The organism is Terrabacter sp. P2_E3 (assembly GCF_056403915.1).
The window spans coordinates 99,934-116,919 of the sequence record NZ_JBFUEN010000012.1 but is presented as its reverse complement, the minus strand read 5'-3'; the positions used below and the strand labels follow the sequence as shown (position 1 = coordinate 116,919).

At 71.0% G+C, this 16,986-nt stretch carries 14 protein-coding genes; 6 read left to right on the top strand and 8 right to left on the bottom strand.

The genetic code is table 11. The features are described 5' to 3' along the window. Nucleotides 1-118 precede the first annotated feature (118 nt). Together AC1DW8_RS16965 and AC1DW8_RS16960 are read right to left on the bottom strand one after the other, a co-directional pair. The gene (locus AC1DW8_RS16965) at nucleotides 119-718 is read right to left on the bottom strand and encodes a GNAT family N-acetyltransferase (protein ID WP_056773769.1); all 600 of its coding nucleotides are present in this window, start codon (nucleotides 716-718) and stop codon (nucleotides 119-121) included. Then, nucleotides 718-2,124, bottom strand: coding sequence for a serine hydrolase domain-containing protein (locus AC1DW8_RS16960; RefSeq protein WP_478095267.1), 1,407 nt, complete (start codon nucleotides 2,122-2,124; stop codon nucleotides 718-720). The genes AC1DW8_RS16965 and AC1DW8_RS16960 overlap by 1 nt, the downstream gene beginning before the upstream one ends. Before the next feature lie 168 nt (nucleotides 2,125-2,292). On the opposite strand from AC1DW8_RS16960, the gene AC1DW8_RS16955 reads away from it, so the two are divergent. Then, on the top strand, nucleotides 2,293-4,515 hold the full coding sequence (locus AC1DW8_RS16955; protein WP_478095266.1) for an NADP-dependent isocitrate dehydrogenase: 2,223 nt from the start codon (nucleotides 2,293-2,295) through the stop codon (nucleotides 4,513-4,515). Nucleotides 4,516-4,674: 159 nt separating this feature from the next. Here the strand turns inward: AC1DW8_RS16955 and AC1DW8_RS16950 are convergent, their stop codons facing one another. Further along, a complete protein-coding gene (locus AC1DW8_RS16950; protein WP_478095265.1) occupies nucleotides 4,675-5,379 on the bottom strand; it encodes a FadR/GntR family transcriptional regulator in 705 nt (234 codons plus the stop codon). A gap of 158 nt (nucleotides 5,380-5,537) precedes the next feature. Here AC1DW8_RS16950 and AC1DW8_RS16945 point away from each other — a divergent pair, with 158 nt between their 5' ends. Further along, nucleotides 5,538-6,068, top strand: coding sequence for a gluconokinase (locus AC1DW8_RS16945; RefSeq protein WP_478095264.1), 531 nt, complete (start codon nucleotides 5,538-5,540; stop codon nucleotides 6,066-6,068). Next, complete coding sequence (locus tag AC1DW8_RS16940) at nucleotides 6,065-7,459, top strand: GntP family permease (RefSeq protein WP_478095263.1); 1,395 nt, start codon at nucleotides 6,065-6,067, stop codon at nucleotides 7,457-7,459. Before AC1DW8_RS16945 ends, AC1DW8_RS16940 begins: the two co-directional genes overlap by 4 nt. Nucleotides 7,460-7,540: 81 nt before the next feature. Here AC1DW8_RS16940 and AC1DW8_RS16935 read toward each other — a convergent pair whose 3' ends face one another. The 5 genes from AC1DW8_RS16935 to topA all read right to left on the bottom strand — a co-directional run bounded on the left by AC1DW8_RS16935 (nucleotide 7,541) and on the right by topA (nucleotide 13,525). Continuing rightward, nucleotides 7,541-8,752, bottom strand: coding sequence for an acyl-CoA dehydrogenase family protein (locus AC1DW8_RS16935; RefSeq protein ID WP_478095262.1), 1,212 nt, complete (start codon nucleotides 8,750-8,752; stop codon nucleotides 7,541-7,543). A gap of 11 nt (nucleotides 8,753-8,763) precedes the next feature. Next, nucleotides 8,764-9,231 (bottom strand): SCP2 sterol-binding domain-containing protein, encoded by a 468-nt coding sequence (locus AC1DW8_RS16930; RefSeq protein ID WP_056773783.1) that lies wholly within the window; start codon nucleotides 9,229-9,231, stop codon nucleotides 8,764-8,766. Nucleotides 9,232-9,285: 54 nt separating this feature from the next. Next, nucleotides 9,286-10,077, bottom strand: coding sequence for a PIG-L deacetylase family protein (locus AC1DW8_RS16925; RefSeq protein ID WP_056773787.1), 792 nt, complete (start codon nucleotides 10,075-10,077; stop codon nucleotides 9,286-9,288). Nucleotides 10,078-10,089: 12 nt separating this feature from the next. Next, a complete protein-coding gene (locus tag AC1DW8_RS16920; protein ID WP_478095261.1) occupies nucleotides 10,090-10,563 on the bottom strand; it encodes an N-acetyltransferase family protein in 474 nt (157 codons plus the stop codon). A 190-nt stretch (nucleotides 10,564-10,753) separates the two neighbouring features. After that, on the bottom strand, nucleotides 10,754-13,525 hold the full coding sequence (topA, locus tag AC1DW8_RS16915; protein ID WP_478095260.1) for a type I DNA topoisomerase: 2,772 nt from the start codon (nucleotides 13,523-13,525) through the stop codon (nucleotides 10,754-10,756). Nucleotides 13,526-13,818: 293 nt separating this feature from the next. On the opposite strand from topA, the gene AC1DW8_RS16910 reads away from it, so the two are divergent. The 3 genes from AC1DW8_RS16910 (at nucleotide 13,819) to AC1DW8_RS16900 (ending at nucleotide 16,944) form a co-directional block, all read left to right on the top strand. Further along, nucleotides 13,819-14,598 (top strand): dioxygenase family protein, encoded by a 780-nt coding sequence (locus AC1DW8_RS16910; RefSeq protein ID WP_478095259.1) that lies wholly within the window; start codon nucleotides 13,819-13,821, stop codon nucleotides 14,596-14,598. A 322-nt stretch (nucleotides 14,599-14,920) separates the two neighbouring features. Then, the gene (locus tag AC1DW8_RS16905; protein WP_478095258.1) at nucleotides 14,921-16,180 is read left to right on the top strand and encodes a toxic anion resistance protein; all 1,260 of its coding nucleotides are present in this window, start codon (nucleotides 14,921-14,923) and stop codon (nucleotides 16,178-16,180) included. Between the two features lie 203 nt (nucleotides 16,181-16,383). Continuing rightward, nucleotides 16,384-16,944, top strand: coding sequence for a hypothetical protein (locus AC1DW8_RS16900; RefSeq protein ID WP_082619589.1), 561 nt, complete (start codon nucleotides 16,384-16,386; stop codon nucleotides 16,942-16,944). Nucleotides 16,945-16,986 lie beyond the last annotated feature (42 nt).

Below are 16,986 nucleotides of genomic sequence, written 5' to 3'. Positions count from 1 at the left end.
CGTGGGCCACGCGCCGGACTCCCTTCCGGCGCGTGGCCCACATCTGCGTGTGCGGGAGTCGCCTCGACCGCCGGATCCGACGCGGACGGCATACGCCATCTGCGTCGCGCTGCTCGGCTCAGACCGGCCATTCCTCGCGGAGCAGGGCCCACGTGTTGTCGTCGAGCCACGTACCGTCCTTGCCCAGCGACTTCGCCCGGATCGTGGCCTCGTGCCGCATCCCGATGCGGCGCAGGACGCGGTTCGAGGCGATGTTGTCGGCGTAGGCGTCGGCCGTGATCCGGCGCAGCCCCAGGTCGCGGAAGCCGATGACGAGCAGCTCGGCGGCCGCCTCGGCCGCCAGCCCGCGGCCCTGGGCATCCGGATGCAGCGCGTAGCCGATCGTCCCCTCCCACTCCTGTGCCGGCGCGCGGCCGATGCTGTGGCACGGCTCTAGCCGCAGCATGACGTCGCCGACGACGCGACCCGTGCGCCGCTCCTCGACGGCCAGCCCGAGCAGTGGCTCGGCAGCACCAAGGCGTCCCCGCTCGATGCGCTGGGCGATGCGCTCGCGCACCTGGTCCTGGGTCAGGACGTCATGACTCAGGTGGACGACGACCTCGGGCAGGCAGCGGTAGGCGTGCACGGCATCGACGTCGTCGAGCGCCAGCGGACGCAGCAGGAGGCGATCGGTGAGCCGCGGCCACACGAGCCGGGACAGGTCCGGGGACGCCGGCACTAGCGCCAGCCGCCCGCGGCGACCCCGCCGGGCACGTCGCCGGCCGGGTCGTAGGGCGTGCGTGTGAAGCGGAACGACGCGAGGTCGAGGTGCGACGGCGTGCCGTCAGCGGCGCGCACGACCCGAAGCGGCTCACCCGTGTAGTAGCCGTCCAGCCCCACCCAGGCGTCGGGGCCCTCCGCGGCGAAGCGCGAGCCCCGGGCCTGGCCGGGCTCACCGAGCACGAGGTGCTCTCCGACGACCTTCGCCGTGGACACGGACGGCCCCCAGTGCCACGTGCCGACGAGCTCGAGCGCCGACGGGTCGCCCGACGCGAACCACGGCTCCGGTGGTCGCGGCTCGCGCTCGACGAACGCCGAGAGCAGCTCGGGGGCGATCTGGCCCATCCCGCTCGTCGTGTTGGTGACGACGACGACACCGTCACCGCTCTCGACCTCGACGCGCAGCCCCGCGAGGAAACCGGGCATCGAGCCGCCGTGGCCGGCACACCTCGTGCCGTCGACGTTCCAGACCTGCCAGCCGAGCCCGTGGGCCGTGGTCCAGGGCTGGCCGGGGTTGTCGTTGACCGTGTGGGGCTCGTACATCTCGGCGAGGGTGTCGGGCGACAGGAGCCCGCCGGTGTCGCCCCCGGCGAAGGTGGCCCAGCGCGCCAGGTCCTGCACCGTGGTCCAGAGCTGTCCGGCCGGGGCCATCGCGCCCGCGTCATGCTCGGGTTCGGGCAGCAGGACGTCGGCGAAGGGGTGCACAGCGAGGCCCGGCGCGGCGCGACCGCTGGGGCGGGTCGTCGTCCGGGACATGCCGAGCGGGTTGAGCAGGTCACGCCGGACGACCTCGAACCAGTCGACCCCGTGCGCCCGGGCCAGGAGCTCGCCGAGGGCCGCGAAGCCGACGTTCGTGTAGTGGAACCGCCGACCGGCCCGGAAGCGCTGTCCCACAGGCGATCCCGCGATGGAGCCTGCCAGCGACTCCCAGTCCCCACCGGGCGTGCGCTCCCACCACGGGCCGTTCGTCTCGGCCTGCACCCCGGCCCCGTGCGAGAGCAGCTGGGCGATCGTGGCGCCGCCCAACCGCGAGCCGGGCACGTGGTCCTCGAACCGGTCGAGCAGGTCGAGCCGTCCGGCATCGCGCAGTCGCATGACGGCCACTGCCACGAAGGTCTTCGTGATGGAGCCCATCCGGTACTGCGTGTCGGTGTCGGCCGGCTGCCCGCCGAGGCGCCCGTCGAGCGTGCCGATGGCGTCGGACCACACGAGCGTGCCGTCACGCACGACGCCGGCGGCGACCGAGGGCAGGCGCCCGCGACGCTGCTCGGCCGCGAGCAGGTGGTGGAGGTGGCGGGCGGTCACGGGGTCGATCTCGCCATCGGTGGCCGGGACGTCGGCGTCGCTGCGCGGGTCGGTGCTCACCCGCTCCAGCCTAGGCCGGGGGTCTCTGGCGTGGCGCAGGCCACCCCGGCAGGATGGGACGGCGGCCCCACGGTCGCCCCGCATCGGATATCTTGACATCAAGATTTATTCGGGGATCCGCGAAGACCGGATCTCGGCACGAACAGCAACCCGAACGGAGCACCCGCGTTGGACTCGACAATCATCTACACGCACACGGACGAGGCGCCCGCCCTGGCCACGGCCTCGCTGCTGCCCATCGTCTCGGCCTTCGCCAAGCAGGCCGGCGTCGAGGTCGAGACGCGTGACATCTCACTCTCGGGTCGCATCATCGCCGCGTTCCCCGACGCCCTGAGGCCGGAGCAGCGGATCGGTGACGCCCTGGCCGAGCTCGGCGCGCTCGCCAAGACGCCCGAGGCCAACATCATCAAGCTCCCCAACGTCTCGGCGTCGATCCCGCAGCTCAAGGCCGCCGTCGCCGAGCTCCAGACCGCGGGCTACGCCCTGCCCGACTACCCCGACAACCCGTCCACCGACGAGGAGAAGGCGGCTCGGGCGGCGTACGACAAGATCAAGGGGTCGGCCGTCAACCCCGTTCTGCGCGAAGGCAACTCGGACCGCCGCGCCCCGGCGTCGGTGAAGAGCTACGCGCGCAAGCACCCGCACTCGATGGGCGCCTGGAGCGCCGACTCCAAGACCAACGTCGCGACGATGGGTGCCGACGACTTCCGCCACAACGAGACGTCTGTCGTCCTGCCTGCCGACGACACGCTGCGCGTCGAGCTCGTCGGCGCCGACGGGTCCACCACCGTCCTCAAGGAGTCGATCCCCGTCCTCGCCGGCGAGGTCGTCGACGCGACGTTCATGGATGTCGCGAAGCTGCGTGACTTCCTCTCCGAGCAGGTCGCCCGCGCCAAGGCCAAGGGAGTCCTCTTCTCGGTGCACCTCAAGGCCACGATGATGAAGGTCTCCGATCCGATCATCTTCGGTCACGTCGTGCGCGCCTTCTTCCCCGACGTCTTCGAGACGTATGCCGGCGCGCTGGCCTCCGTGGGCGCGTCCCCCAACGACGGGCTCGGCGCCGTGCTCAAGGCCGTCGAGGGTCTGCCCGCCGACGAGCGCGCCGAGGTCGAGGCCGCCGTCGCCAAGGGCTTCGAGGACGGCCCGGCCATCGCGATGGTCGACTCGAACAAGGGCATCACCAACCTCCACGTGCCGAGCGACGTCATCGTCGACGCATCGATGCCGGCGATGATCCGCACGTCGGGTCACATGTGGGACCGCGAGGGCGGCGAGCAGGACACGCTGGCCGTGCTGCCCGACAGCTCGTACGCCGGCATCTACCAGGTCGTCCTCGACGACTGCCGCGCCAACGGCGCCTACGACCCGTCGACGATGGGCTCGGTCTCCAACGTCGGGCTCATGGCGCAGGCGGCCGAGGAGTACGGCAGCCACGACAAGACGTTCGAGATCCCGGCCGACGGCACCGTGCGCGTCGTCGACTCCTCGGGCGCAGCGCTGCTCGAGCACGCCGTCTCGGCGGGCGACATCTGGCGCGCCTGCCAGACCAAGGACGTGCCGATCCGCGACTGGGTCAAGCTCGCCGTCACGCGTGCCCGCGCCACGGGGACGCCGGCGATCTTCTGGCTCGACGCCGACCGCGCCCACGACGCGAACCTCATCACCAAGGTGAACGAGTACCTCACCGAGCACGACACCGACGGCCTGACGATCGAGATCATGAAGCCGACCGACGCGATCGCCTACTCCCTCGGGCGCATCCGCAAGGGCGAGGACACGATCTCGGTCACCGGCAACGTGCTGCGCGACTACCTCACCGACCTCTTCCCGATCCTCGAGCTCGGCACCTCGGCCAAGATGCTGTCGGTCGTCCCGCTCATCAACGGCGGTGGCCTCTTCGAGACCGGCGCCGGCGGCTCGGCCCCGAAGCACGTGCAGCAGCTCGTCCAGGAGAACTACCTCCGCTGGGACAGCCTCGGCGAGTTCCTCGCCCTGGCCGTCAGCTTCGAGCACCTCGCCGACGTCACCGACAACGCCCGCGCGCGGGTGCTCGGCGAGACCCTCGACCGGGCCACGGGCACGCTCCTCGACGAGAACAAGGGACCGGCGCGCAAGGTCGGCCAGATCGACAACCGCGGCAGCCACGTGTGGCTGGCCCTCTACTGGGCCCAGGAGCTCGCCCGGCAGACCGACGACGCCGCGTTGGCCGAGACGTTCGGCCCCGTGGCCCAGGCCCTCGCCGACAGCATCGGCACGATCTCCCAGGAGCTCGTCGACGCCCAGGGACACTCGGTCGACATCGGCGGCTACTACCGTCCCGACGCGGCCAAGGTCGCTTCGGTCATGCGTCCGTCGAAGACCTTCAACGAGATCATCGACGCGCTCGCCTGACCGCGTCCGCCCGCAGCACGTGCCCACCCGACTCACGGAGTCGGGTGGGCACGTCGCGTATGCCGCCACGCACGTCGGACGCCGGACGATCCGTGAGCACGGGGCCGGCGGAACGACATACTCCACGACGTCGACTGCTGACGAGAACGCTTGTGACAGTTAGCTGTCCGCGTCGCGCAGGGCGTCACTGGCCTCGGTGATGATGGCCTGCATGGCAGCCGCGGCGGCAACACCGTCGCCGGACTGGACCGCCTCGGCGACGTCGCCGTGCAGGCGGACCGCGAGAGGGTTGGGCGTGGCAGGCATGAGGTCGTGGTGGGTGCGGCCCGCGAGCACCTCGCCGACGACGTCGGACAGCGCTGCGAGCATCTCGTTGCCGGAGGCGGCGAGCAGGGTCGAGTGGAAGAGCTGGTCGGCCACGAGGTAGGCCTCGAGGTCGCCCGACTTCGCGTGCACCGCCATCTGCATGACGGCGCCCATGAGCGCCCCGCACTGGTCAGGGGTCGCCCGGGCCGCGGCGAGCTCGGCTGCGACGGGCTCGACTCCTCGACGCACGTCACCGAGACTGAGCAGCTGCTGCTCACGACCCGGCCCGTCGAGGCGCCAGCGGATGACGCGCGGGTCGAAGACGTTCCACGACGTGCTGGGCAGGACGCGCACACCGACGCGCTTGCGGGCCTCGACGAGTCCCATCGAGTCGAGGACGCGGACGGCCTCGCGCACGACGGACCGGGACACCCCGTAGCGCTCGTCGAGCTGGTCGATGCGCAGCACGGTGCCCGGGGCGAGCTCGCCGGTGGCGACCTGTCGGCCGAGGTCGTCGAGCACGCTCGCATGCAGGGCGGGGCGACGGTCCGTGGGCACGGACCCAGCCTGACACACGGCGGTCGTCATCTGGCCCAGCCGGCATTAAAACCGTTTTAATCGTCATCGTCGCTTGATAAGACGCCCTTGTTGCTGCACCCTAGTGCGAGCGACTCGACGAAGACGTCGTTCGAGCCGGACGAAGGAGTCACGGAGACATGCAGCACCACCCACCTCCCCTGGTCGTCGTCATGGGGGTGTCCGGCTCGGGCAAGACCACCGTCGGCGCGGCCCTCGCCCAGCGCCTGCGCGTCCCCTTCGCGGACGCCGACGACTTCCACCCCAAGGCCAACATCGACAAGATGTCGGCCGGCATCCCGCTGACGGACGACGACCGCGGCCCGTGGCTCGCGACCATCGCCGCGTGGCTCGGTGAGCACGCGGAGAGCGGTGGTGTGGCGAGCTGCTCGGCTCTCAAGCGCGCCTACCGCGACGTCCTCGCAGCCGCGGCGCCCCACGTCTTCTTCGTGCACCTGCACGGCGACCCCGACGTCATCGCCGCCCGCGTCGCCGGCCGGCCCGGACACTTCATGCCCACAGCCCTCGTCGAGTCGCAGTTCGCGACGCTCGAGCCCCTCGAGCCGGGCGAGCGCGGAGCCGTCCTCGACGTCGACCAGCCGGTCGACGACCTCGTCGGCCAGTCCCTCACCCTCATCGATCCTCGCGACCCGGAAGCGACCCGCTCATGACCTCCGACCTGCTCTCGATCCTGCCCGTGTCGGCGCTTGCCGCCGACGACCTCCCCGCCATCCCGGCCGGACGGCTGGTCCCCGCGGCCCTGCTCGGCATCGCTGTCCTCGTGGTGCTCATCGTGCGGTTCAAGCTGCACCCGTTCCTGTCCCTGACGCTGGGCTCGCTCACCGTCGGGGCGGTCGCGGGCGTCCCGATGGCCGACGTGCTCGAGAGCTTCACCAAGGGCTTCGGATCGACCGCCGCGGGCGTCGGCATCCTCATCGCCCTCGGCGCGATGTTCGGCAAGCTGCTCGCCGACTCCGGCGGTGCCGACGAGATCGTCGACACGATCATCGGCCGCAGCGGTCCGCGCACCCTGCCGTGGGCGATGGCGGGCGTCGGCGCCCTCATCGGCCTGCCGATGTTCTTCGAGATCGGCCTCGTCCTGCTGATGCCCGTCATCTTCCTCGTCGCGCGCCGCTCGGGACTGTCCCTGGTCCGCGTCGGCATCCCGGCACTCGCCGGCCTGTCGGCCATGCACGGCCTCGTGCCTCCCCACCCGGGCCCGCTCGTGGCGATCGACGCCCTCAAGGCCGACCTCGGAGTCACCCTCGGCCTCGGCATCCTCGTCGCGATCCCGACGATCGCCGTCGCGGGCCCGTGGTTCGCCCGCGTGGCCGCCCGCTGGGTCGACGTCCCCGCGCCCGAGCTCTTCGAGTCGCGTGAGGCCGAGAGCGGACCGCGTCCGTCGTTCCCCGTCACGCTGCTGACCGTCCTGACCCCCGTCGCCCTCATGATGGGCAAGGCGCTCTCCGACATCCTCACCGCCGACGGCACGGCCGTCCGCACCGTCCTCGACTTCCTCGGCACGCCGCTCATCGCTCTGCTCATCGCCGTGATCCTCGCGATGTTCACGCTCGGCCGCGGCGCCGGCATGGGTCTCAAGGAGGTCGGGTCGTCCCTCGAGGCCTCCCTCGGTCCGATCGCCGGCATCCTGCTCATCGTCTCCGCCGGTGGCGGCTTCAAGCAGACCCTCGTCGACACCGGCATCGGCCAGCTCGTCGCCGACTGGATCGCGCAGAGCGGCCTGTCCGTGCTGCTGCTGGCCTGGCTCGTCGCGGTCCTGATCCGCCTCGCGACCGGCTCGGCCACCGTCGCGACCGTCACGGCCTCCGGCATCCTCGCTCCGCTCGCGGCCGGGATGCCCACGGCCCAGGTGTCGCTCATGGTGCTCGCCATCGGCGCCGGCTCGGTCTTCTTCTCCCACGTCAACGACGCCGGCTTCTGGCTCGTCAAGGAGTACTTCGGGCTCAAGGTCGGCCAGACCATCAAGTCGTGGTCCGTCATGGAGACGATCCTGTCGGTGACCGGTCTCGTCCTCGTCCTGCTCCTCGACCTCGTCGTCTAGCCGACTCGGAAGCCCAGCACACCCACCTGAACCGTCGAGAGGCGCAGACCGTGGCCTCTCGACGGTTCAGGGTTGGGCGGGTCAGCGGATGCGGACGCCGCTGATGGCCCTCGCGATGACGAGTCGCTGGATCTCGGACGTGCCCTCGAAGATCGTGTAGATCTTCGCGTCGCGCGACCACCGCTCGACGGGGTGGTCGGTGACGTAGCCGGCCCCACCGAGGATCTGCACCGCCTTGTCGGTCACGGCGACCGCGACCTCACCCGCCTTGAGCTTGCTCATCGAGCCCTCGGCCGCGGTGAACGGCTGGTTCGTGCGCCCCATCCACGACGCCCTCCAGACGAGCAGCCGGGCCGCGTCGATCTCGGTGCGCATGTCGGCGAGCGCGAACGCGATCGCCTGGTTCTCGATGATCGGCCGACCGAAGGCGACGCGGTCCTTGGCGTAGTCGAGGGCGTACTCGTATGCCGCCCTGGCGATCCCGAGCGCCTGCGCACCCACCGTGGGGCGCGAGATCTCGAACGTCCGCATGGCCGCCTGTCCGCTCGACGCCCCTCCCTCGCGGGCCCGGGCGAGGCGCTCGTCGAGCTTGTCCTTGCCGCCGAGCAGGCACGAGCCCGGCACGCGCACGTCGTCGAGGAAGACGTCGGCGGTGTGCGAGGCGCGCAGGCCGAGCTTGCGCAGCTTCTTGGCGCCCTCGAGCCCCTTCGTGCCGGGCGGGACGACGAAGGCGGCCTGCCCGCGCGAGCCGAGGTCGGGGTCGACGACGGCCGTCACGACGTGGACGTTGGCGATGCCGCCGTTGGTGATGTAGGCCTTCTGGCCATTGAGGATCCACTCGTCGGCGGCCTCGTCGTAGCGGGCCCGCGTGCGCATGGCGCCGACGTCGGAGCCGGCCTGCGGCTCGGTCGTCGCGAATGCCCCGAGCTTCGGGTCGTCGGCGTCGCCGTAGCACTGCGGCAGCCACTCGACCATCTGTTCGGGGGTGCCCGAGCCGTAGATCGCGGCCACCGCGAGGGTCGTGCCGAAGATCGACATCCCGATGCCCGCGTCACCCCAGAAGAGCTCCTCGTTGGCGAGGTTGATCGAGATACCGGTCGGGTCGGACCAGCATTGCGCCAGGAACTCGAAGCCGTAGAGGCCGTTCTTGGCCGCCTCCTGGATGACCGGCCAGGGCGTCTCCTCCCTCGCGTCCCACTCGGAGGCGGCCGGGCGCACGACGTCGGCGGCGAAGCCGTGCACCCAGTCGCGCAGCTCGGTCTGGTCGTCGTTCAGGGCGAGCGAGAACTCCACCACGACGTGCCTCAGGCCTTGGGGATGTCGAAGAAGTTCGCGATGTTGGCTGCGAGACCGAGGTCGCCCTTGGCCTTGATCTTGCCGGTCATGAACATCATGACCGGGTTGCCGCTCTTGGTGATGACCTTGGTGAAGTCGACGGGCGACATGGCGAGCGACAGCGTCGAGTCGCCGTCGTGGCCGGGCACCGACGTGCACGTGCCGTCGGCAAAGCGCACGGTCCACTCGTCGGCGCCGCCGTCGGGACGGCCGGTGATGCTCCAGTGCGTCGTCGCGGTCGTCGATCCGGCGCGGTCGGGGCGGAAGAGCTCAGGCATCCGACGGAAGATCGCGTCGACGATCGGGCCGCGGTTGGCGCTCTCCATGACCTCCTTGACGTCCTTGTCGGACATCTCCTTGACGATGCGGATGAACTCGCCGGGCTCGACGGCGGCGAGCTCGTCGGCGGTGGCGGTCGTGAAGTCGATCTCGGGCATCGGGGGTCCCTCCGGAGGAAACGGCATTGTTACCGCGAGTAGGTTACCGGACGGTCACCCGTCGAGGAACCAGCCGGCCACCATCCCGTCGGGACGGCCGGGCTCGATGTAGTGCTCCCACGCGAAGGCCACGGCGAACATCTCGACCGGCATCTGGAGCATCCCCTGGGCGTCGGACTGGCTCGCGTGCGCCTTGAGCGCCGAGCGCTTGACCTCGAGGAACTCGCTGACGTCGCAGGCCCAGTGCAGCTCGCTCTCGAGGCTGCCGAGGGGGTTGCCGTCGTCCATCGGCTGGCTGGGGTCCCACTCCCCCATGTCGAGGCCTGCGGCCATCGCGGCCTGGTGCGAGCGGATCATCGCGTCGCGGTTCATCGAGCCCTCGAGGTAGCGGGGCGTGCCGGCGAGCTCGGCGGCACGCTTCGTCACGGCGTGCACCTTGACGTGGTCGGGGTGGCCGTAGCCGCCGTGCCAGTCGTAGCCGACGACGACGTCGGCCGCCTCCTCGCCCAGGACGGCCGCGAGGCGCTGCGCCGCCTCCTCCGTGTCGGCCCGGGCGAAGCTCTCCTCGTGGTCGTTCTGGGCCCACCCGGTCATGCCGGAGTCGGCGTAGCCGAGGAACTCGACGCGATGGGTGCCGATGACGGCGTTGGAGGCCGCGGCCTCGGCCCGGCGCCGCTCGACGACGGTCTCGCCGTCGGCCAGGTCGTCGGGGGCGTCGCCGTGGTCACCGTTGGTGGCGACGACGAGCACGACGCGGTGGCCCTCGCTGACGGCCCGCGCCATCGAGCCGGCGGACTGCGAGGCCTCGTCGTCGGGGTGGGCGTGGACGAAGACAACGGTTGACATGGGATCAGCCTCTCACCGCGGGCCGACGTTCCCGTCACCAGCGCCACCGGGCGCGACCGGCAGCGTGTAGACGACGTAGCCCTCGAACGTCGCGACCTCGTCGTAGAGCCGGCGGGCGACGGCGTTCGACTCGTGGGTCTGCCAGTAGACGCTGCCACAGCCGTGCTCGCGTGCCCAGTCACGCACGGCCGCGATGAGGGCGCTCGCCACGCCGCGACCACGCACCCCCGGGTCGGTGAAGAGGTCCTCGAGGTAGCAGAGGTCGGGCTCGCTCGAGCTGGGGTGCACGAGGAAGTGGGTGATCCCGACGAGCTCGCCGTCGAGCCATGCCCCGAGCCCGTGCAGTCTTGTGTCAGAGGCGATCTCGCGCCACGCCCGGTCGTATGCCGTCTGGCCGAGCTCGCGCTCGTAGAAGCGGATGTACGCGCGGAAGAGCGTCTCCCACCGGTCCCGGTCGGTGGGTTCCAGACGTCGGGTGTGGATCACGACCCGACGCTAGCGCGACGGCACCGTCCCCGGCAGGGCCACCTCACGGCATACGCGATGAGCCGACTCGAGTGAGCGCCAAACCACACTCGAGTGAGCACGCGGTCACAGACGAGCGAGCGCCCCACCCCACGAAGGTGGGACGGGGCGCTCACTCGAGTGGGACGGAGCGCTCACTCGACGTGGTGGGTCAGGCCTTCTTGGCGGTGGCCTTCTTCGTCGTGCGCGTCGTCGCCTTCTTCGCGGTCTTCTTCGCGGTCTTCTTCACGGCGCGCTTGCGGGTCGTCGGGCCCTTGGCGCGCTTCTCGGCGAGCAGCTCGAAGCCCCGCTCCGGCGTGATCGCCTCGGGGTCGTCGTCCTTGCGCAGCGTCGCGTTGGTCTCACCGTCGGTGACGTACGGACCGAAGCGGCCGTCCTTGACGACGACGGGCTTGCCGCTGACGGGGTCGGCGCCGAGCTCCTTGAGGGGCGGGGCGGCCGCGGCACGACCGCGCTGCTTGGGCTCGGCGTAGATCGCGAGCGCCTCGTCGAGCGTGATGTCGAAGAGCTGCTGCTCGGTCGTCAGCGACCGCGAGTCGGTGCCCTTCTTGAGGTACGGGCCGTACCGACCGTTCTGCGCGGTGATCTCGACACCTTCGGCGTCGGCACCGACGACGCGCGGCAGCGAGAGCAGCTTGAGCGCCGACTCGAGGTCGAGCGTCGCGAGCTCCATGTCCTTGAAGAGCGAGGCCGTGCGCGGCTTGACCTTGGCGGCCTTCTTGGCCTTGGGCTTGTCGGCCGCGGCGGCGTCGTCGTCGTCGATGACCTCGGTGACGTAGGGCCCGTAGCGTCCGGCGCGCGCGATGATCTCGCGGCCGGTCTCGGGGTCCTTGCCGAGCACCTTGCCGTCGTCGGCGGCGACCTCGAGCAGCTCGCGCGCCTTCTCGGGCGTCATCTCGTCGGGCGCGATGTCGTCGGTGATCGTCGCGCGGCGCGGCGTCGACGGCACCTCGGCGCCGTCCGCGACCTCGCCCGTCGCGAGGTCGACGCCCGCGGGCACGAGCTCCTCGACGTAGGGGCCGTAGCGGCCGACGCGCACGACCATGCCGTCGCCGATCGGGATCGTGCTGATCTCCTTGGCGTCGATCTCGCCGAGGTCCTCGACGAGGTTCCGCAGACCGGCGGCCGAGGTGGCCTCCTCGCCGAAGTAGAAGCGCTTGAGCCACGCGACGCGACCCTCGTCGCCGTTGGCGATGCGGTCGAGGTCCTCCTCCATCGAGGCGGTGAACTCGTAGTCGACGAGGTTGCCGAAGTGCTCCTCGAGCAGCCGGGTCACGGCGAAGGCGAGCCACGTCGGCACGAGGGCCTGGCCCTTGGTGAAGACGTAGCCGCGGTCCTGGATCGTGCCGATCGTCGAGGCGTACGTCGAGGGGCGGCCGATGCCGCGCTCCTCCATCGCCTTGACGAGGGTGGCCTCGGTGAAGCGGGCGGGCGGGCTCGTCTCGTGGCCGTCGGCCTCGGCGCGCACGACCTCGAGCGGGACGCCGGCGCTCAGCTTGGGCAGGCGACGCTCCTCGGCGGCGGCGTCGGCGCGGGCGGCGGACTCGTCGTCCCGGCCCTCCTCGTAGGCGGCGAGGAAGCCCTTGAAGGTGATGACGGTGCCGCTCGCGCTGAACTCGACCGACTGGGCGCCCTCGAGCGCCGTGTCGACAGCGAGCTTGACGGTGGCGGTCGAGCCGCGGGCGTCGGCCATCTGCGAGGCGACGGTGCGCTTCCAGATCAGCTCGTAGAGCGCGAACTCCTCGCCGCGCAGCGACCCGGCGACCTGGGCCGGGCTGCGGAAGCGGTCGCCGGCGGGACGGATGGCCTCGTGGGCCTCCTGCGCGTTCTTGACCTTCTTCTCGTAGCGGCGCGGGCTGTCCGGGACGTACTCGGCGCCGTACATGTCGCGGGCCTGGCTGCGCGCGGCGGTCATCGCGGCGTCCGACAGCGTCGTGCTGTCGGTACGCATGTAGGTGATGTAGCCGTTCTCGTAGAGCCGCTGCGCCACGCGCATCGCGTTCTTGGACGACATCCGCAGCTTGCGGGACGCCTCCTGCTGGAGGGTCGAGGTCGTGAACGGGGCCGACGGGCGGCGGGTGTAGGGCTTCTCCTGGACGTCGGTGACGCGCGCTGTGAGGGGCAGGCACGCCTCGGCGATCCGGGTCGCGAGGGCCTCGTCGAGGTGGACGACGCCCTTGCCGGTCAGGCGGCCGTCGTCGGCGAAGTCGCGACCGGTGGCGACGCGGACGCCGTCGACGGACGAGAGGCGGGCCGTGAACTGCTGGCTCGCACTGTCGGGGGTGAAGTCGCCCTCGACGTCCCAGTAGGAGGAGCGGACGAACGCCATGCGCTCACGCTCGCGCTCGACGACCATGCGGGTCGCGACGGACTGGACGCGGCCGGCCGAGAGGCCCTGGCGGACCTTGCGCCACAGGACCGGGCTGACCTCGTAGCCGTAGAGGCGGTCGAGGATGCGGCGGGTCTCCTGGGCGTCGACCATCGCGGTGTCGATCTCGCGGGTGTCGTTGACGGCCCGCTGGATCGCCTCGCGGGTGATCTCGTGGAACACCATGCGCTTGACAGGGACCCGCGGCTTGAGCGCCTCGAGCAGGTGCCACGCGATGGCCTCGCCCTCGCGGTCCTCATCGGTGGCGAGGTAGAGCTCGCTGGCGTCCTTGAGGAGCCGCTTGAGCTCGGCGACCTTCTTCTTCTTGTCCGGGTCGACGACGTAGTACGGCTCGAAGCCGTTGTCGACGTCGACGGCGAACTTGCCGAACGGGCCCTTCTTCATGTCGGCCGGCAGCTCGGAGGGGTTCGGCAGGTCACGGATGTGACCCACGGACGCCTCGACCTCGAAGTCGCCTCCGAGGTAGCCGGCGATGGTCTTCGCCTTGGCGGGCGACTCGACGATGACGAGCTTGCGGCCCTTGCCTGCGGCCATGGTGCACCTTCAACTTCCCGCATCTCACGTGCAGCGGATTCGTCGCTGCCCCGACGTGGACGCGGACCGACCGTAACAGCCCGCGCCGAGTGCGGTCTCACGACATCCACCGGAGAGGGGCGTATGCCGTCCGCCGCAGCCCCGGTCCGCGGGCTCGCTCGGGTGGCGGGTGCGGTCACCTGCCGCGGGTGCGGCGAAAAGGGGCCACCCGGCATACGCCCTCGGGAATGATGACGATCCAACGCTCGTTCCCCATGATAGTTTAGACTTCAACAACTTCGGAAGGAACCGCCATGTCCGCCCCCGTCCTGTACCTCAGCCACGGCGCCCCGCCGCTCGCCGACGACCAGCGCTGGACGGCCGAGCTGGCCGGATGGTCCGCGGACCTGCCGAAGCCCACGAACGTCCTCATGGTCTCCGCCCACTGGGAGGACGCACCGACGACGCTCGGCTCGACGACCGGCGCACCGCTGACCTACGACTTCTGGGGCTTCCCGCAGAAGTACTACGACGTGACCTACGACGCCCCTGCCGCCCCCGGGCTCGCCGACGACGTGACCAGGCTGCTCACGTGGCCGGGCCACCAGGTGCACCGCGACGAGGCGCGCGGCCTCGACCACGGCGCGTACGTCCCGCTCAAGGAGATGTTCCCCGACGCCGACGTGCCGGTGCTCCAGATGTCGATGCCGACGCTCGACCCGCGCGGCCTCTTCGAGATCGGCCGACGCCTCGCACCCCTGCGCGAGCAGGGCACGATGATCGTCGGCTCCGGCTTCACGACCCACAACCTGCGCTGGTTCAACCCGCACGCCGGCGCCGACGGCCTACCCCCGCGCGCCAGCGCCGAGTTCGACCACTGGGCCCAGGAGGCCATGAAGGCCCAGGACGTGGACAGCCTGCTCGACTTCCTCGACAAGGCCCCGGCCGCCCACGAGGCCCACCCCCGCACCGAGCACTTCGCCCCGCTCTTCGTCACCCTCGGCGCCGCCTACGAGTCCGGCGGTCTCGACAACAAGAGCGTCATCGACGGCTTCTGGTTCGGGCTGAGCAAGCGCTCCTGGCAGTTCGACTGAGCCGTCGGAGGCCCCCGGTCGCCGGGGCGGGAACCGGTGGGTAACCCCATCCGTTCTTCGGATGTGGGTGCCCCACGCACGCGGCCGCGGCTCGTAACCTCCCCTGACTCCGAGCCGCGGCCGCTCCCTCTCCGGAGGGGTCGTCCGAGCGACGGAACCCACGCGTTCGCCCACCCGTCGCAGGCGCACGGCACGTAGAGTGGCCGTACGCCCGACGAGCGCGCCGCAGGCGTGATTCGTGCGCCGTCCGCGGTGCCGACGGGCGAGGGACTTCGGTCGCGTCGCCGACGCGGCCGGCACGCGAGGGAAGGACCCGCTCCACATGACTGACCAGCCCGCCGCCCAGGCAGCCGCGCCCGCCCAGGTCGCCCCCCTCGAGCCGCCGCCCGGTGACGCGTTCATCCTCACGGCCCCCGCGCCGACGGCCGCCGTCGCCGAGACCGCCGCGCCGAAGATGGCGCCGGCCGTTCCGGACGCCGCCCTGCCCGGCCTCGACGCCAAGGTCGACACCTACCTCGACTCCCTCACGAAGGCCGCGCCCCGCTCGCCCGAGTGGGAGACCAAGGCCGCCGACGTGCGGATGATGGGCAACGACGAGGTGCGGTTCGCCGCCGAGTCGTCCAACCGGATGCTCCAGATGCCGGTCAAGGCGCTCAACGAGGGCGGCCTGTCCGGCAACTCGAAGGTCGGCAAGACCCTGCTCGACCTCCGGCGCACCGTCGAGGACCTCGACCCGGGCCAGGCCGCGGGCGCCAAGAAGTTCCTCGGCATGATCCCCTTCGGCGACAAGGTCACCGACTACTTCCGCAAGTACCAGTCGGCCCAGAGCCACCTCAACGGCATCCTCCACTCGCTCCAGTCGGGGCAGGACGAGCTCGTCAAGGACAACGTCGCCCTCAACCTCGAGAAGAAGAACCTCTGGGAGTCGATGGGCCGGCTCAACCAGTACGTCTACGTCGCCGAGCGGCTCGACGCCAAGCTCGCCGCACAGGTCGCGACCCTCGAGACGACCGACCCCGAGCGGGCCAAGGCGCTGCGCGAGGACGTCCTCTTCTACGTGCGCCAGAAGCACCAGGACCTGCTGACCCAGCTCGCGGTCTCGATCCAGAACTACCTCGCGATCGACATCATCATCAAGAACAACATCGAGCTCATCAAGGGCGTCGACCGCGCGACCACGACGACCGTCTCGGCCCTGCGCACCGCCGTCATCGTGGCCCAGGCGCTCAACAACCAGCAGCTCGTCCTCGACCAGATCACGGCCCTCAACACGACGACCTCGGGCATCATCGAGCGCACGTCGGAGGCGCTCAAGCAGAACTCCGCCCGCATCCAGGAGCAGTCGGCGAGCGCGACGCTGTCGATCGAGTCGCTGCAGAAGGCCTTCGCCAACATCTACGAGACGATGGACACCATCGACCAGTTCAAGGTGCGGGCGCTCGACAACATGGCCGCGACGATCGGCACCCTCGAGACCGAGGTCGCCAAGTCGCGCACCTACCTCGACCGCGTGTCCAAGCAGGACGCCCGCCGCGCCGAGAACGCCGCTCCCGGGCTGCTCGACCTCGGCTCCGGCCGGTGAGGGTGGCTGCGCCTGGAGGCCCGACCGGGAGCCGGTGACGGGCCCGCGACGCGGGTGAGGTGAGGCGGGATCGCCGTGGCGCGACCCGTGGAGCAGGATGTGCGTGGCCGGCCGACGGTCGGCGCGCGGGACACACCAGAGGGGACAACGCAGTGGGAATCCGGTCGTGGTTCGGGTTGGACAGGCCCGAGGCACCCGAGCCCGTGCGCTCGGGGCCACCGACCACCGAGCAGCTCCTCGGGGCGCTCGACGCCATCGAGGCCCAGGCCCGCGAGGGCAAGGTGCCCGGCGTCGTGCTCTCGCGCCTGCTGCGGGTCACCCGGATCGTGCGCCAGACCCTGCCCCGCCTGTCCAACCTCGGCCTCGGCAGCAGCCAGGGCTTCAGCGTCATGGCCACCGCCACCGACTACCTGCCCGTCGCCATCGGCAACTACCTGCGCCTTCCGCGCGACTGGGCCGACACGCGCCCCATCGCGGCGGGCAAGAGCTCGGTCATGCTCCTCGTCGACCAGCTCGACCTGCTCGGCACGACGATGGACAAGGTCTACGACGCCGTGTGCCGTGCCGACGCCGAGGCGATCATCGTGCACGGGGCGTTCCTCGAGCAGAAGTTCGGCCAGGCGTCGGGCGGTGGCGTGCTGGGTCTCGGTCCGGACCCGGTGCGGGTCGCCCCACCACCCGGCACGGGCTCGTCGGGAACCGCGGACCCGTCCGGTGCCGTCAGCACGTCACCGTCCCCCCACCCGCTGGCCCCGCCGGAGTGATGCATGAACGCCGACCGTGAACGCCGACCCCAGTGCCGACCT

Bases quoted from the DNA above. Each gene is read 5' to 3' on its own strand.
- AC1DW8_RS16930 (WP_056773783.1), bottom strand. From the start codon at position 9,231: ATGCCCGAGATCGACTTCACGACCGCCACCGCCGACGAGCTCGCCGCC.
- AC1DW8_RS16925 (WP_056773787.1), bottom strand. From the start codon at position 10,077: ATGTCAACCGTTGTCTTCGTCCACGCCCACCCCGACGACGAGGCCTCG.
- AC1DW8_RS16940 (WP_478095263.1), top strand. From the start codon at position 6,065: ATGACCTCCGACCTGCTCTCGATCCTGCCCGTGTCGGCGCTTGCCGCC.
- AC1DW8_RS16945 (WP_478095264.1), top strand. From the start codon at position 5,538: ATGCAGCACCACCCACCTCCCCTGGTCGTCGTCATGGGGGTGTCCGGC.
- topA (WP_478095260.1), bottom strand. From the start codon at position 13,525: ATGGCCGCAGGCAAGGGCCGCAAGCTCGTCATCGTCGAGTCGCCCGCC.
- AC1DW8_RS16905 (WP_478095258.1), top strand. From the start codon at position 14,921: ATGACTGACCAGCCCGCCGCCCAGGCAGCCGCGCCCGCCCAGGTCGCC.
- AC1DW8_RS16910 (WP_478095259.1), top strand. From the start codon at position 13,819: ATGTCCGCCCCCGTCCTGTACCTCAGCCACGGCGCCCCGCCGCTCGCC.